The 13,082-nt window shown below is 68.5% G+C and carries 16 protein-coding genes and 1 tRNA gene; 4 read left to right on the forward strand and 13 right to left on the reverse strand.

Features of this window, described 5'->3' with window-relative positions:
• Positions 1 to 229: 229 nt before the first annotated feature.
• From JNUCC0626_RS29435 to JNUCC0626_RS29470, 8 genes are all read right to left on the reverse strand, one after another.
• Positions 230 to 760 carry a hypothetical protein gene (locus JNUCC0626_RS29435; protein ID WP_394613991.1) on the reverse strand — a complete coding sequence of 177 codons (531 nt, stop codon included), beginning with the start codon at positions 758 to 760 and terminating at the stop codon, positions 230 to 232.
• A gap of 135 nt (positions 761 to 895) precedes the next feature.
• Positions 896 to 1,270 (reverse strand): cupin domain-containing protein, encoded by a 375-nt coding sequence (locus JNUCC0626_RS29440; RefSeq protein WP_394613992.1) that lies wholly within the window; start codon positions 1,268 to 1,270, stop codon positions 896 to 898.
• A gap of 96 nt (positions 1,271 to 1,366) precedes the next feature.
• Positions 1,367 to 2,116, reverse strand: coding sequence for a hypothetical protein (locus tag JNUCC0626_RS29445; protein ID WP_394613993.1), 750 nt, complete (start codon positions 2,114 to 2,116; stop codon positions 1,367 to 1,369).
• Between the two features lie 135 nt (positions 2,117 to 2,251).
• Positions 2,252 to 2,324 (reverse strand) — tRNA-Ala (locus JNUCC0626_RS29450).
• 58 nt (positions 2,325 to 2,382) lie between these two features.
• A complete protein-coding gene (gene sepX / locus JNUCC0626_RS29455; RefSeq protein ID WP_394613994.1) occupies positions 2,383 to 3,108 on the reverse strand; it encodes a divisome protein SepX/GlpR in 726 nt (241 codons plus the stop codon).
• A gap of 156 nt (positions 3,109 to 3,264) precedes the next feature.
• Positions 3,265 to 3,918 (reverse strand): GNAT family N-acetyltransferase, encoded by a 654-nt coding sequence (locus tag JNUCC0626_RS29460; RefSeq protein WP_394613995.1) that lies wholly within the window; start codon positions 3,916 to 3,918, stop codon positions 3,265 to 3,267.
• Positions 3,915 to 5,138, reverse strand: a complete 1,224-nt coding sequence (gene glp, locus JNUCC0626_RS29465; protein WP_285642444.1) for a molybdotransferase-like divisome protein Glp — start codon at positions 5,136 to 5,138, stop codon at positions 3,915 to 3,917. The genes JNUCC0626_RS29460 and glp overlap by 4 nt, the downstream gene beginning before the upstream one ends.
• 17 nt (positions 5,139 to 5,155) lie before the next feature.
• On the reverse strand, positions 5,156 to 6,040 hold the full coding sequence (locus JNUCC0626_RS29470; protein WP_394613996.1) for a UTP--glucose-1-phosphate uridylyltransferase: 885 nt from the start codon (positions 6,038 to 6,040) through the stop codon (positions 5,156 to 5,158).
• A 38-nt stretch (positions 6,041 to 6,078) separates the two neighbouring features.
• Here JNUCC0626_RS29470 and JNUCC0626_RS29475 point away from each other — a divergent pair, with 38 nt between their 5' ends.
• The 4 genes from JNUCC0626_RS29475 (at position 6,079) to mscL (ending at position 8,160) form a co-directional block, all read left to right on the forward strand.
• On the forward strand, positions 6,079 to 6,645 hold the full coding sequence (locus JNUCC0626_RS29475; RefSeq protein ID WP_394613997.1) for a 5-formyltetrahydrofolate cyclo-ligase: 567 nt from the start codon (positions 6,079 to 6,081) through the stop codon (positions 6,643 to 6,645).
• 94 nt (positions 6,646 to 6,739) lie between these two features.
• Positions 6,740 to 7,075 carry an FmdB family zinc ribbon protein gene (locus tag JNUCC0626_RS29480; RefSeq protein ID WP_394613998.1) on the forward strand — a complete coding sequence of 112 codons (336 nt, stop codon included), beginning with the start codon at positions 6,740 to 6,742 and terminating at the stop codon, positions 7,073 to 7,075.
• A 93-nt stretch (positions 7,076 to 7,168) separates the two neighbouring features.
• Positions 7,169 to 7,723: an SAF domain-containing protein gene (locus tag JNUCC0626_RS29485; RefSeq protein WP_394613999.1), complete on the forward strand. Its 555-nt coding sequence runs from the start codon at positions 7,169 to 7,171 to the stop codon at positions 7,721 to 7,723.
• Complete coding sequence (gene mscL / locus JNUCC0626_RS29490) at positions 7,723 to 8,160, forward strand: large-conductance mechanosensitive channel protein MscL (protein WP_394614000.1); 438 nt, start codon at positions 7,723 to 7,725, stop codon at positions 8,158 to 8,160. The genes JNUCC0626_RS29485 and mscL overlap by 1 nt, the downstream gene beginning before the upstream one ends.
• 843 nt (positions 8,161 to 9,003) lie before the next feature.
• Here mscL and JNUCC0626_RS29495 read toward each other — a convergent pair.
• From JNUCC0626_RS29495 to JNUCC0626_RS29515, 5 genes are all read right to left on the reverse strand, one after another.
• Positions 9,004 to 9,198, reverse strand: coding sequence for a hypothetical protein (locus JNUCC0626_RS29495; RefSeq protein ID WP_394614001.1), 195 nt, complete (start codon positions 9,196 to 9,198; stop codon positions 9,004 to 9,006).
• Positions 9,185 to 9,685: a MogA/MoaB family molybdenum cofactor biosynthesis protein gene (locus JNUCC0626_RS29500; protein WP_089909148.1), complete on the reverse strand. Its 501-nt coding sequence runs from the start codon at positions 9,683 to 9,685 to the stop codon at positions 9,185 to 9,187. Before JNUCC0626_RS29500 ends, JNUCC0626_RS29495 begins: the two co-directional genes overlap by 14 nt.
• Before the next feature lie 5 nt (positions 9,686 to 9,690).
• Positions 9,691 to 10,590 (reverse strand): sensor histidine kinase, encoded by a 900-nt coding sequence (locus JNUCC0626_RS29505; protein ID WP_394614002.1) that lies wholly within the window; start codon positions 10,588 to 10,590, stop codon positions 9,691 to 9,693.
• Positions 10,575 to 11,261: a response regulator transcription factor gene (locus tag JNUCC0626_RS29510; RefSeq protein WP_394614003.1), complete on the reverse strand. Its 687-nt coding sequence runs from the start codon at positions 11,259 to 11,261 to the stop codon at positions 10,575 to 10,577. Before JNUCC0626_RS29510 ends, JNUCC0626_RS29505 begins: the two co-directional genes overlap by 16 nt.
• A 169-nt stretch (positions 11,262 to 11,430) precedes the next feature.
• On the reverse strand, positions 11,431 to 13,038 hold the full coding sequence (locus JNUCC0626_RS29515) for a trypsin-like peptidase domain-containing protein (protein WP_394614004.1): 1,608 nt from the start codon (positions 13,036 to 13,038) through the stop codon (positions 11,431 to 11,433).
• Positions 13,039 to 13,082: the final 44 nt, after the last annotated feature.

Below are 13,082 nucleotides of genomic sequence, written 5' to 3' on the forward strand. Positions count from 1 at the left end.
TTCCGAGATCACCCCCAGCCTAGGCGCCCTGTCAGCTTACTGTGCGTAATTGGCCTGCGGTTGACGCCACAGCAACCCTTTCCTTGATCACCGCGTTGTACCTCCGCCCATCGCACGTTCGGCCTGTTGGCTCTTACACGTTGCGATGGACGGCTCCGTTGACAGGAGTCGCCCTTTTTGCGCGATTCGTTATCGAAGACACGCCAAGAACGAGGTGGCGAACGGGTGATCAGGAACGGGCCTGGTGATCGACCCTGGTGAGAGTGCTCCCCTGCCCCGCCGACGCGCTGGAGATCTGCACAGCCGGGTCGGGCGCCACGGGCAGGTCACCGAGGCCGGCGACGAACTCGACGGTCCACAGGTGCGAGCCGGTCTGCTCCGCGTAGGAGTCGGAGAGGCCGTAGGTGGCGCGGGTGTTCTTCTGGTCGTACATCTCGACGGTGGCCTGCGAGCCGGCGTGGCCCTGCTCACCGGGTGCGCAGGTCAACTCCAGCCGGACGCGGATCCACTGCGGCTCGGTGGCCGGGTCCGCTTCGAGTTCCTCGGCGAGCGCGCTGCACTGGCTGCCGTGGGCGCGGAAGGTCAACGCGGCCCGGAAGACGACGAGCTCACCGGCCGTGCAGCCGGTGAGAACGCGCGCTTCGACAGCTGTCTCCGTGCTGGAGACGACAGGGCGGGCGGCCGTGCACCTGGCGGCAGGGGCCTCGGAGGCCGCTGCACCGCTGGAGGTGACGGCCCCGAGTAATAACGCGGCGACCACAGATCTCATGTGGAGAAAACTATTTGTCGACGCCGCGTTCTTCATCCAACTTCACCCCATAGATGGGTGAGGTGCGAAAACGTTCCACCCCAGGTCACAGGCCGGAGTTTCGGTCCGGTTTCTGGCGGGGTCCTGTCAGTGGTCGTGATCGTGGTCGTGCTCGGCGGTGGGCTGGTAGATGTAGAACATCGTGACCGGCTCGTCGCCCGCGACGGTCTCGTGGTCCACGCCCGGCGGCACGAACGCGTACGAACCCGCCGTCGCCTCCACGCCCCCGATGCTCACCGTGCCGTCGATGACCCACGTGTGCTGGGTGGCGGACGGGTGGTTGTGGCCGACGTCGCGTGCGCCCGGTGCCATCTGGAGCAGGCCGACGATGGTGTCTCCGTTGGGGGACTTCCACAGCAGCTTGTTCTTCAGCCGTTCGTCGCCGTGCAGCGGGAACGCCTTCATCTGCGCAAGGGCATCGGCGGACAGGACCGTGACCTTGTCCTGCGGCGCGTCGCTCATGGGTACAGCCTTTCGCGGGAACTGAAGGAGCTTACGGCCCTTATATAGACGAAAGGTGCGCTCACATTACGGTGAGCGCACCTTTCACAGGTCAATTCAGCTGCACTTCGCCTCACCGTTGAACAGCATGAACGTCGTGACCTTGCCGTCGGTGACGTGGAAGCTCAGCACGTCGGTCCGGTCGGGCACCGGCACCTCGAACGTCTTGCCTTCCTCCTTCTCCACGGCGTTCGGGTAGGCGGCCTTGACCTGCTCGATCGTCGACCCCTTGGTGATGCCCTTCGCCGACGTGACCCCCGGCGGCGCGATGATCATGCGGATCTGGTCGCCCGCGACCAGCACACCACCGTTGGCCTCACGCTCTTCAGCCCGCGCGACGATCCGCTGCGTGGACTCCGAGATGAGCTCGGTCGCCTTGGCACTGGCCTCGGCCGACGCCGCGGCCTTCTCGGCGTAGGCGGCGTACGCGGCGGCACCGGCGTTCGGACCGGGCGCCTCGCCGACCGCCGCCTGCGCGTCGTCGGCGGCCTTCTGCGCGGCCGCGTACTTCTTGTCGAACTCGGCTTCTTCTTCGAGCTTCTTCGGGTCCGGCTGCGGCGCGCCCGCGTACCGGTAGTCCTCGCACTTGTCGAACTTGCTCACGACGACGTCGGCGAGTTCGCCGGACGCGAGGGCGTCCTGCTTGGACATTCCCGGCTTCAGCTTCCCGAATCCGGTGACGTCGAGGACCTTCTTGTCCGACTCGGCGGGCTGCTGGTCCCCCGACCCGCTGCCCGCCGAACAACTGACGGCGGTGAGTGCCACCGCCACCACGCACACTGCTTTGAATCCCCCAAGGATGTTCACGTCGCACAAGGTATCCGGCGCGGTGCACCGAGCCGAGCGGGTTTCCCGAGGTCCGCATCACTCGTCCACATCGGACGGACGCGCAAAAAGAAGTAGGGCCGGTGGTCGCAATGACCACCGGCCCTACTTCTTACGTGGAGCTGAGGGGAATCGAACCCCTGACCTTCTCGATGCGAACGAGACGCGCTACCAACTGTGCTACAGCCCCTTGCTGCCTTACGAAGAGAACTATAGCAGTTCCGGGAGGGCGGTTTTCACCACCCCCGCTAAGCCCCGACAGCACCCCTGTACCGCAGCGACTCCAGTCCCTCTAACTCGACGAAGACCGGGTCCTCGTCGTCGGAGTCGACCGGGATCGTGCCGGGACGGACGTGGTGTTCGAAGCGCGGCAACGGCGGCAGCGCCGGACGTTCCTCGACGACCTCGACCCTCGTGGTCTCCTGCTCGTCCGCGGAGGCCTGCTTCGGCAGGTCCGCGACGACCGGGGCCGCCGGCGCCTCCTGCTGCTGCGGGCCCGTCGCACGGCGGCGACGCACCTGCTGCAGGCGAGCGAGGCGGCGAGCGCGGATCTCCTCCTCGATCCGCACCTGCCGGCGCAGGTACGTCAGGTACCCGACGAGCAGCAGGTCGATCGCGGCGTGGCCGTACCAGAGCTTCGTGAAGAAGACCCCGGCGACGATGCCCGACGCCACCGCGGCGACGAACAGGAACGCGACCACTCTGCGCCGGAACGCGTACTTGGCCTGGGCGACCAACGCCGCGGTCTCCGGGTCGTAGCCACCGCGGCCACGCCGGAACGGGCGCTCGACGTACTCCTCCTCGTCGAAGTAGTCGTCGTCGATGTCGTGGATGTCGTCGTACTCGGCGTCTGGCATGGCGTCGTACTCCTCCCCCACGCTGCGCGCACTCTCCTGGCGCTTGCGGGCCATCATGGGGACGAGGACCACGAGCCAGGCGACGACCAGCGCAACGATGATCAGCGAACTCGGCATTCCCCGTTCACCTCCCCCGGCCCACGCGTGGTGCTGCCAACCACGCTAGTCACAACAGTCACACCTGTCTCGGAGGCTCGCCGGACTCGGTGCGTACCAAAGTGTGGTGTATCACCCACTTTTGGGTGAAGTGATTACGACGAACGGAAGCGCGGATCAGGGAAGACGGGCCTCTCCGCGTGCGACCAAACGGCGCACTAGGCCATCAGTGACCTCTTCGGACGTGAGCGCGAAGCAGAGGTGGTCGCGCCACAGTCCGGCAACATCCAGATAACGCTTGAAGAGGCCTTCCTCGCGGAAGCCGGACTTCTGGAGCACCCGAATCGAGGGTCCGTTCTCGGGTCGCACGGTCGCTTCGAGCCGGTGCAGACCAGCGTCGCGGAAAGCGTGGTCCGTGAGCAACGCCACGGCCGCCGTTGCGACGCCGCCGCCCGCCCGATCAGCGGCTACCCAATAGCCGATCCACGCGGACAGCAGCGAGCCCCGCACGATGTTGCCGACGGTGATCTGCCCGGCGACCTCGCCGTCCACGAGGATCATGAACGGCAGCGTGGTGCCGCGCCGGGCCATGCCCCGCAGCGACGACCACTGCGCGGGCCAGGAGAGCGCCGCGTTGCGCTCGTCCCAGCCCTCCTGCGCCGTGGGTTCCCACTGTTCGAGGTAGCCGCGGTCGCGGATGCGCAGCCTCGACCACTTCCCGCCGTCGAAGAACCTGGGCCCGCGCAGTTCGACGGTGCCCGCGCGCACCTGGAGGGGCCCCAGCCGGGCGGGCCAGCCGGGGTGTCTGCCCAGATCGGCGAAAGCGCTCATCCACGCTGCGCTAGGAAGCTGACCAGCACCTCTTCACCGACGGAGATCTCGGTGACGTCCTCGTCGACCATGATCAGGCAGTTGGCCTCCGCCAGTGACGCGAGCAGGTGCGACCCGGACGTGCCGAGCGGCTGCACCAGGTACTCGCCGTTGTCCGCGTCGCGCAGCAGCTGGCCGCGCAGGAAGCCCCGGCGGCCCTTCGCCGACTGCAACGGCGAGAGCAGGCGCGCGGACACGGCGCGGCGGTACGGGTTCTTCTTGCCCAGCGCGGCCCTGATCAGGGGCCTGACCAGCACCTCGAACACCACAAGCGCGCTCATCGGGTTCGCCGGCAGCAGAAACGTCGGCACGGCGTCGGGGCCGAGCCTGCCGAAGCCCTGCGCGGAGCCGGGGTGCATGGCGACGCGGTTGACGTCCATGTCGCCGAGGTCAGCGAGGGCCGCTTTGACCTCGTCGCCGACGGTGCCGCCGACGCCGCCCGCGATCACGACGATCTCGGACAGCAGCAGCCTGCCCTCGACCACCTCGCGCAGCCGGCGCGGGTCTGCCGACATGATGCCGACCCGGCTGACCTCGGCGCCCGCGTCGCGTGCGGCGGCGGCCAGCGCGTACGAGTTCACGTCGTAGACCTGGCCCTGACCAGGCGTGCGGTCGACGTCGACGAGTTCCTCACCGAGAGAGATGACGGACACGCGCGGACGTGGGTGCACGAGCACCTTGTTTCGTCCGACAGCGGCCAGCAGGCCTACCTGAGCAGCACCGATGGACGCGCCACGGCGTACCGCGACGTCACCGGTCTGCACGTCCTCGCCGGTGCGGCGGACGAACCCGGCGGACGGCACGCTGCGGTTGACGGTCACCTTGGCCTGGTGACCGTCGGTGTAGCCGAGCGGCACGACGGCGTCCGCGAGCGTCGGCAGCGGCGCGCCCGTGGCGATCCGCACCGCCTGGCCGGGCTGCAACCGGCGGGGTTGCCGGGAGCCGGCCGGGATCTCGCCCACGACCGGCAGCTGCACCGGGCTCGCGTTCGCGCCGGACACGTCCACGCTGCGCACCGCGTACCCGTCGACGGCGGCCTGGTCGAAGCCGGGCAACGCGCGTTCCGCGACGACCTCTTCGGCGCAGAGCAGGCCCTGCGACTCCGAGATCGCGACTCGCACGGGTGCGGGCCGCACCGCGGCCGCGATCACCCGAGCGAGCTGCTCGTCCACTGACCTCATGTGATTGGTCCTCGCGCTCAGGAGTTGTCGAGGCGTTCCCGCAACCACTCACGCAGATCGGGTCCGTACTCCGGGGTGTTGAGTGCGAAGTCAACCGCAGCCCGCAGGAATCCGGCGGGATTGCCGAGGTCGTGTCGCCCGCCGCGGTGGACGACGACGTGCACCGGGTGACCCTCGTTGATCAGCAGCGCGATGGCGTCGGTGAGCTGCAGCTCGCCTCCCGCGCCGGGCGTGATGCGCTTCAGGGCGTCGAAGATCGCCCGGTCGAGGAGGTACCGGCCGGCCGCGGCGAACGTCGACGGCGCGTCCTCGGGCTTGGGCTTCTCGACCATGCCGACGACCTGCTTGACGTCGTCGTTGCCGGTGTCGCGGACGTCGAACACGCCGTACGCGGAGATCTGCTCACGCGGGATGTCGAACGCCAGCAGGACGCTGCCGCCCTTCTCCTCGCGGACCTTCGCCATCTTCTGCAGCGCGTCGTTGGGCAGGATGATGTCGTCCGGCAGCAGCACCGCGACGGCCTCGTCCTCGCCGGTCAGGTTGCCCTCGGCGCACCCGACCGCGTGGCCGAGCCCGAGCGCCTGCTCCTGGATCGCCGTCTCGGCCTTGATGAGCTTCGGCGCCCGCTGGATCTTCTCGACCAGGTCGGTCTTGCCCTTGGCGGTCAGCGACTCCTCGAGGTCGGGGTTCTCGTCGAAGTAGTTCGCGACCGACGCCTTGGTCGGCGAAGTCACGATGACCAGCTTCTTCGCGCCCGCCTCGGCCGCCTCACGCGCCACGTACTCGATGGCGGGGGTGTCGACCAGGGGTAGCAGTTCCTTCGGCACGGCTTTGGTCGTGGGGAGGAAACGGGTGCCCAGACCGGCCGCGGGCACGATAGCGGTGTGGAAGGCGCTGCTCATGGGCTGCGATGCTAACGACATACCGAGGGGTACCCGACATGACGTCCGATCTTCGTGACCGGAAGGCCACGTTGCGTTCACAGTTGCTGGCCGCCCGACGTTCGCTTTCTCCCGAGGTTCGCTCATCTGAATCCCGGGCTTTGGCCGCACATCTGTCTTCCCTGGACGTTTCCGCTGGTCAGACGCTGTGCGCTTTCATCCCGGTCGGCTCGGAGCCCGGTGAGGCGTCCTGGCTGGAGGGGTTGCGGTGCCGCGTGTTGCTACCGATCGTGACCGGTCCTTCCGCGCTGGACTGGGCGGTGTACTCGGGACCCTCGTCGCTCGCGCCGGCCGGGTTCAAGCTGCTGGAGCCGACCGGTGAGCGGCTCGGCGCCTCGGCGATCGCTGGAGCCTCGCTGGTGCTCGTGCCCGCACTCGCCGTGTCGGTGACCGGGGTGCGGCTGGGGAAGGGGCAAGGTCACTACGACCGGTCGTTGCCGCTGGTCAACGCGCCTTTGATCGGCGTCGTGCGGGATTCCGAGGTGCTTTCGGAGGTCCCGGGCGAGCCTCATGACGTGCGGATGAACGGCGTGTTGACGCCCTCGGTGGGCCTGCGATGGCTGTGACATTGACCTGGGGTGTTTGCGCTCCGGGAAGGTCCTGAGCGAAAATCGTGTTGGCACTCACAACGGTCGAGTGCCAGAGCTAGGAGCAAACCCAGTGCCTACGTACCAGTACGCCTGCACCGCGTGTGAGCACCGGTTCGAGGCTGTGCAGTCGTTCAGCGACGCCTCCCTCACCGAGTGCCCGGAGTGCTCGGGCAAGCTGCGCAAGCTCTTCGGCGCCGTCGGCGTCGTGTTCAAGGGCAGCGGTTTCTACCGCACGGACAGCCGCTCGGGGTCCAAGAGCACGTCCTCGTCGACGTCCTCTTCGTCCTCTTCGGACTCGTCGTCCTCCTCTTCGACGACCTCGTCCTCGTCTTCGTTGTCGGAGAAGAAGTCCACTTCGTCTTCTTCGTCTTCTTCTTCGAGCACCCCGGCGGCCGCAGCGTCCTGAGGAAGATCGCGAGTTGTCCACAACTCGCGAGTTATCCACAACCTGAGGCTCAACCCGGATTGCCATGCCTCCGACCCCCCTACGGTCGGAGGCATGACCATTTCCCCCACCCTCCCCGACAAACTCCGCACCCTCCTCCGCCGCCCGCTTTCCGTTGCGTGGCGCCGTTTCCTGGCACTGGGCCTGACTCTGCTGGCCCTGGCCACCTTCTTCTGGCCGGACGTGGGCCACCCGACGTTGGTCGCCTCCCGAGATCTCCCAGCGGGCATCCCGTTGTCCGCCGCCGACCTCCGCCTGGTCTCCCTGCCCTCCCCCGTGGCGGGGACCTTCGCGAATTCCACCGATCTGGTGGGCAGACCGCTCGCCGCCCCCACGCGAGCAGGCATCCCGCTCACAGACTTGGCCCTGGCAAGCACCCCACCGAACCAGGCCGCAGCCGCCGTACAACTGGCTGACCAGGCCTTGGCCGCGGTCATCCGCCCAGGCGCACGCGTGGACGTGATCTCCCAGTCCGGCGAGGTGCTGGCCGAGAACGCCACGGTCCGCGAAACCCAGGGCCAAGTGGTCGTCCTGACGTTGCCGAGACTTAATGCAACCCGAGTGGCCGCGATGTCACTGGACCAAGCGTTAGCCGTTACTCTCCGCTGATGCTGAAGGGATTCAAAGACTTTCTGATGCGCGGAAACGTCGTCGACCTGGCCGTGGCCGTGGTCATCGGCACGGCCTTCACCGCGATCGTCACCGCATTCACCACGAGCCTCATCAAGCCCCTCATCTCCGCTCTCGGCAGCACCGAGACGAGGGGTCTCGGCATCCAACTGCGCGCAGGCAAGGAGGACACGTACCTCGACTTCAGCAACGTCATCAACGCGACCATCAACTTCGTGATCGTGGCCGCGGTCGTCTACTTCGTCCTGGTCCTCCCGATCAAGAAGATCCAGGACCGCCGCAAGCGAGGCGAAGAGGCGGGCCCGGCAGAGCCCACCGACGTCGAACTGCTGAAGGAAATCCGCGACCTCCTCGCCTCACAGCAGGCCACCACCCCCCAGCCCCCGGCCACCGACCGCCGAGGCCCAGCAATCTGACCGTCCCGTCCCCGCCGAGACGAAGCGCGCAGCCCCCCAGCCCGCGCGCTTTGTCAAGGCAATCGACCCCGCCCAGACCCCAAGGCCGCCACGGGCAACCGCAGCCGGGCAGCGAAACGACCAGCAGCAGCCCCGGCCCGAACAGGGCGAAGCGCGGCAAGCCAGGGCGAGGCGGGACGACAGGGCGGGCCGAACGCAAGGCAGGCCGAGCGCAAGGCAGACGGAACGCCGGCCGCCGAGCGCTAGGCGACCGAGCGGATGGCAGCGATGCGTTCGGCCACAGTGGCTTGAGGGGATGCGAAGCCGAAGGCGAGCCCGTCAGAGCGTAAGCATCGCGATGGCGCAGCCGAGCTCCGAACGAACCCGCGCACGCACGCAACCCGCGGTCGCGAACGCAAGGTGACCACCGTCTTGGCTTCGGCGCGGGGTGCCAACCGCAGTCGTCAACGCACGGCGACCACCATCTTGGCCCGGCGCGAGGTGCCGACCGGCAGCCCACCAACGCAAGCCCAACCACCTACGAGACCTGGCGTGGCGAAGCCGAAGGCGAGCCCGAACGGGCTGATTCAAACCGGTGAGCCGGTTCCACCGCTCATGGCGATTGGGGCTTGACCTTGAGGGGCGGGATGCCAACCTGTCTCGTCCGGCCGGGGCGCTTTCACCCCGGCCTTTGAGGCCGCGAACAGGTTGGCATCCCGCCAGAGGCTCAAGGTCAAGCCCCAATCGCAACCCACTTCAGACGTCACGACCTACGCGAGCACCCTCGCAAGGCGACCGGAACCAAGCGAACGCGACCAACCCCGCTGCGAACCGCAAGCCAGCGAACGCAACCAGACCCGCACCTCACCCACCGTGATGAGGCGGCCGATTCTCCCGATACCACCCCTCACGGTCCTCAGGACCGGACCGCTCATCCGAGGTGGTCTCCGGCAAAACCTCACCGAACACCTCAGCCAACCGGCGACGCCGAGCAACAGCGTCAGCGTCCCCGGCCGACTCAGGCGATGGTGATGGTGATGGTGAATCACTCTTCGTCAAGACCGCTCAACTGCTCGATCACGTAGGGCACCAGTGCCGACAGGGTTGCCATGCCGTCGCGGACCGCGGAGCGCGAACCGGCGAGGTTGACGACCAAGGTGCTGCCCGAGACGCCGGCGAGGCCGCGCGAGATGCCCGCGTCGACCGCGCCCGCGGCGAGACCGGAGGCTCGGAGTGCCTCGGCGATGCCGTGGATCGGGCGGTCGAGCACGCCCTGCGTGGCGTCGGGGGTGACGTCACGCGGGGACACGCCTGTGCCGCCCACGGTGACCACGAGGTCGACGCCACCGATGACGGCCGTGTTGAGCGCGGCCCGGATGTCGACCACCTCACCCTCGACCGCGACGGTGCCGTCGACTATGAAGCCCACTTCTTCCAGAAGTTCGGTGACGAGAGGCCCGGAGTTGTCGTCCTGCTCGCCGTGCGCCACCCGGTCGTCCACGATCACGACCAAAGCGCGGCCAAGGCGCTGCGCGCTGCGTTCCATACCGATCACCGTAGCGGGAGTCTGACTTCGAAGCGGCAGCCAGGACCGTGGTTCTCCGCACCGATCTGGCCGTGGTGGGCTTCGACGAGGCCACGCGCGATGGAAAGGCCCAGTCCGGCGCCGGACGGGTTGCGGGCGGCGGTGCCGCGGAAGCCCACGTCGAAGACGTGTGGCAGCACGTCTTCGGGTATGCCGCCGCACGTGTCGGCCACGCGCACCACGGCGTCGGGTCCGTCCACATCGACCTGGACGGACACCGTGCCGCCTTCGGGTGTGTAGCCGATGGCGTTGGACACGAGGTTGCGCACGACACGCATCAGTTCGGGGTCGGAGCCGCGCACGACCGGCCATTCGCGAGCGTCGGCGCGCAGCGAGACGCCCTTCAGGGCGGCGACAGGACGGGACGCGGCCACGACGTCGGAGACCACGTCGGCGAGGCGCACGTCGTGCATCGAGAGGTTCAGGGCGCCGGCGGTGATGCGGGAGAGCTGGAACAGGTCGTCGACGAGCTTCGCGAGGTGATCGGCTTCCAGAGCGATCTGCTTCGCGTAGACGGCCACCTCGCCCGGCTCGGAGACGACGCCGTCCTCCAGGGCCTCGGTCATGGCTCGGATGCCGGCCAACGGGGTGCGCAGGTCGTGCGAGATCCACGCGACCAGTTGTCGGCGGGCTGCTTCCGCCTCGCGTTCCCACATGGTTCGCCGGGCGATCGCGCGGCCCAGCATGATCGAGAACGGCACGGTCACCACGGCTACCACCGCGCACACCATCAACGCCGCGTTGAGCATCGGCGTGAACATGAAGCCGCTGACCACCAGCACGCCGGCGATGGTGGCCACCACCGGCACGATGACCATCACGGTCATCACGGTGGTGAGCGAGACGCGGCTCAGCCGATCGAACATGGGTCATACCGGTAGCCGACGCCCCACACGGTGCTCAGCCGCCGGGGCTTCGCGGGGTCCTGCTCGATCTTCTCCCGCAACCGTCGCACGTGGACGGTGACGGTCGACTGGTCGCCGAACTGCCAGCCCCACACGCGTTCCAGCAGTTCCGCGCGGCCGAACGCCTTCCCTGCGTTCGAGATGAAGAACGCCAGCAGGTCGAACTCGCGGGTCGTCAGCTGCAACGGCTCTCCGGCCAGCGTCGCGGTGTGCGCGGCCACGTCCAGGACCAGGTCGCCGTCGCGGACCACCCGCGGTTCGAACGCCCGGTGCGCCCGCCGCAGCACCGACGAGACCCGCAACGCGAGCTCGCGCGGGCTGAACGGCTTGGTGACGTAGTCGTCCGCGCCGATCTGGAGTCCGGCGATCCGATCTTCTTCCTCGCCCAGGGCCGTCAGCATCACCACGGGCGTGCTGCCGCGCGCCCGGATGCGCCGGGCCACCTCGAGGCCGTCGATGCCGGGCAGCATCAGGTCCAGCACCACGATGTCCGGCTCCTGAGCAGCCATCAGCTGCAGCGCCTGCTCCCCGTCGCCGGCGAGTTCCACCTCGTACCCGGCGTGTTCGAGGTAGCGGCGCACCACGTCGCGCACCGTCGTGTCGTCGTCGACGACCAACACCCGTTCCACCACGTCACCACGCTAAGCCACAAACGCCGTGAAACCCCGCAACGTCACGAGGACGTAAGAAGAGGCCCGGGCCTGTGTGCGGGGCAGGTGCTCACAGGTCCGGGCCTCAGTGGGGGTCGTGAAGCCTCGGCTCGGACGGGCGGCGGTTGTCCGAGACGAGGCGTCCCCCGACCTATCCCACCTCGACGCCGTCGAGGGTGGCTTCCACGGTCTTGTTGTCGGACAACGTGATCGTGACCTTGTCGCCGGGCGCCTTGGACCGGACGGCGGCCACCAGCGTGTCCGACTCGTCGATGCGGCGGTCACCGAACTTGGTGATCACGTCGCCGGCCTTGAGCCCGGCCTTCTCGGCCGCGCCGCCGGAGGTGATCTCCGAGATGCGCGCGCCCTGCTCGGTGTTCTCGACCTTCACGCCGAGCACGGTCTGCTTCGGCTTGCCGGTCTTCACGATCTCGTCGATCGTGCGGCGCGCCTGGTCCATCGGGATCGCGAAGCCGATGCCGACCGAACCGGCCTGGCCCTGCCCCTGGCTGGGGCTGTAGATCGCCGAGTTGATGCCGATGACCTGGCCCTGCATGTTCACCAGCGGTCCGCCCGAGTTGCCGGGGTTGATCGCGGCGTCGGTCTGGATGGCGTTGAGGACGGTGGCCTGCGAGTTGCGGTCGCCGCCGGCGGAGACCGGACGGTCGAGCGAGCTGACAATGCCGGAGGTGACCGTGCCGGCCAGGTCGAACGGCGACCCGACCGCGACGACGTTCTGGCCGATCTTCATGTCGCCGGAGTTGCCGAGGTTCACGACCGGGAGGCCGGAGACGCCGTCGGCCTGGATGACGGCGATGTCGGAACTCGGGTCGCGGCCGAGGATCTTGCCGGAGACCGTCTTGCCGTCCTGGAAGACCACCTTGATGTCACCACCGCTGGCGGCACCCTCGATGACGTGGTTGTTCGTCACGATCTGGCCGTTGCTCGAGATGATGAAGCCCGAGCCCTCGCCGGCGCCGGAGCGCGTCGTGACGCGGATCTGGACGACGGACGGCAGCAGCTTGTTCGCCACGTCCTCGACCGAACCGGCGGGCGCGTTGGACGTCTGCGAGGCTGGGCGCGGCGAGTCGAGCGAGCTCACGGACGACGACTCGTTCGCGAAGGTGTAGCCCAGGTAGCCGCCGATGCCGCCGGAGAGGCCTCCGACGAGCAGCACGAGGGCGGCCACACCGGCGACGACCTTGCCGCGGCCCTTGGGGCGAGCAGGAGCGGGCGGCAGCTGGCCGGGCGGGAGGTAGTACTGGCCTGTCTGAGGGCCCTGCTGACCGGGCGCGGCGAACGGGTTGGGCTGCTCGAACGACCCGGAATGCGGTCCCGCGTGCTGCTGCGCGAACGGACCGGACTGCGGTCCCGGCTCCGCGCCGAACTGCGCGGTCGTGGCGCCGAGGCCGAGCGGGTGAGGTTGGCCGGACCCAGAGGGTGAGGAGTGCTGCCGGCCGGGTCCGGACCCGCCGAGCTGCGTCTGGCCCGCGTCAGGTGAGGGCACCTGCGGCTGGGCCGAAGTGAAGGAGGCAGGAACGTCGCCCAGGCCCGCCGGCGCGGCCGAAGCCGCTGCCTGCTGCGGTGCTGGTGCGGACGTTGCCCCAGCCTGGCCGGATCCCCCCTGCAAAGGATCCGGCTGGCCGGGTTCCGGCTGCGACGGGCCCTGCACCCGCGCGCCGGAGTCTGTCTGACCGGCGCTCGTCGGCACGGAGTTGGTGTCTTCCGGCTGCGGCGCGGGCTGGTTGCTCTCGGTCATGGCCATAGTCTCTCGGCCCGTCCTGAGAGAACCCTTAAACCAGC

Source organism: Lentzea sp. JNUCC 0626, from assembly GCF_043632865.1.
Lineage (GTDB): Bacteria > Actinomycetota > Actinomycetes > Mycobacteriales > Pseudonocardiaceae > Lentzea.

What these genes read in the sequence shown, in the direction of transcription:
- JNUCC0626_RS29440 (WP_394613992.1), bottom strand. Translation starts at nt 1,270, where the DNA reads ATGAGCGACGCGCCGCAGGACAAGGTCACGGTCCTGTCCGCCGATGCC.
- JNUCC0626_RS29460 (WP_394613995.1), bottom strand. Translation starts at nt 3,918, where the DNA reads ATGAGCGCTTTCGCCGATCTGGGCAGACACCCCGGCTGGCCCGCCCGG.
- JNUCC0626_RS29485 (WP_394613999.1), top strand. Translation starts at nt 7,169, where the DNA reads ATGACCATTTCCCCCACCCTCCCCGACAAACTCCGCACCCTCCTCCGC.
- JNUCC0626_RS29505 (WP_394614002.1), bottom strand. Translation starts at nt 10,590, where the DNA reads ATGTTCGATCGGCTGAGCCGCGTCTCGCTCACCACCGTGATGACCGTG.
- JNUCC0626_RS29500 (WP_089909148.1), bottom strand. Translation starts at nt 9,685, where the DNA reads ATGGAACGCAGCGCGCAGCGCCTTGGCCGCGCTTTGGTCGTGATCGTG.
- JNUCC0626_RS29475 (WP_394613997.1), top strand. Translation starts at nt 6,079, where the DNA reads ATGACGTCCGATCTTCGTGACCGGAAGGCCACGTTGCGTTCACAGTTG.
- JNUCC0626_RS29470 (WP_394613996.1), bottom strand. Translation starts at nt 6,040, where the DNA reads ATGAGCAGCGCCTTCCACACCGCTATCGTGCCCGCGGCCGGTCTGGGC.
- mscL (WP_394614000.1), top strand. Translation starts at nt 7,723, where the DNA reads ATGCTGAAGGGATTCAAAGACTTTCTGATGCGCGGAAACGTCGTCGAC.
- JNUCC0626_RS29515 (WP_394614004.1), bottom strand. Translation starts at nt 13,038, where the DNA reads ATGACCGAGAGCAACCAGCCCGCGCCGCAGCCGGAAGACACCAACTCC.
- glp (WP_285642444.1), bottom strand. Translation starts at nt 5,138, where the DNA reads ATGAGGTCAGTGGACGAGCAGCTCGCTCGGGTGATCGCGGCCGCGGTG.
- sepX (WP_394613994.1), bottom strand. Translation starts at nt 3,108, where the DNA reads ATGCCGAGTTCGCTGATCATCGTTGCGCTGGTCGTCGCCTGGCTCGTG.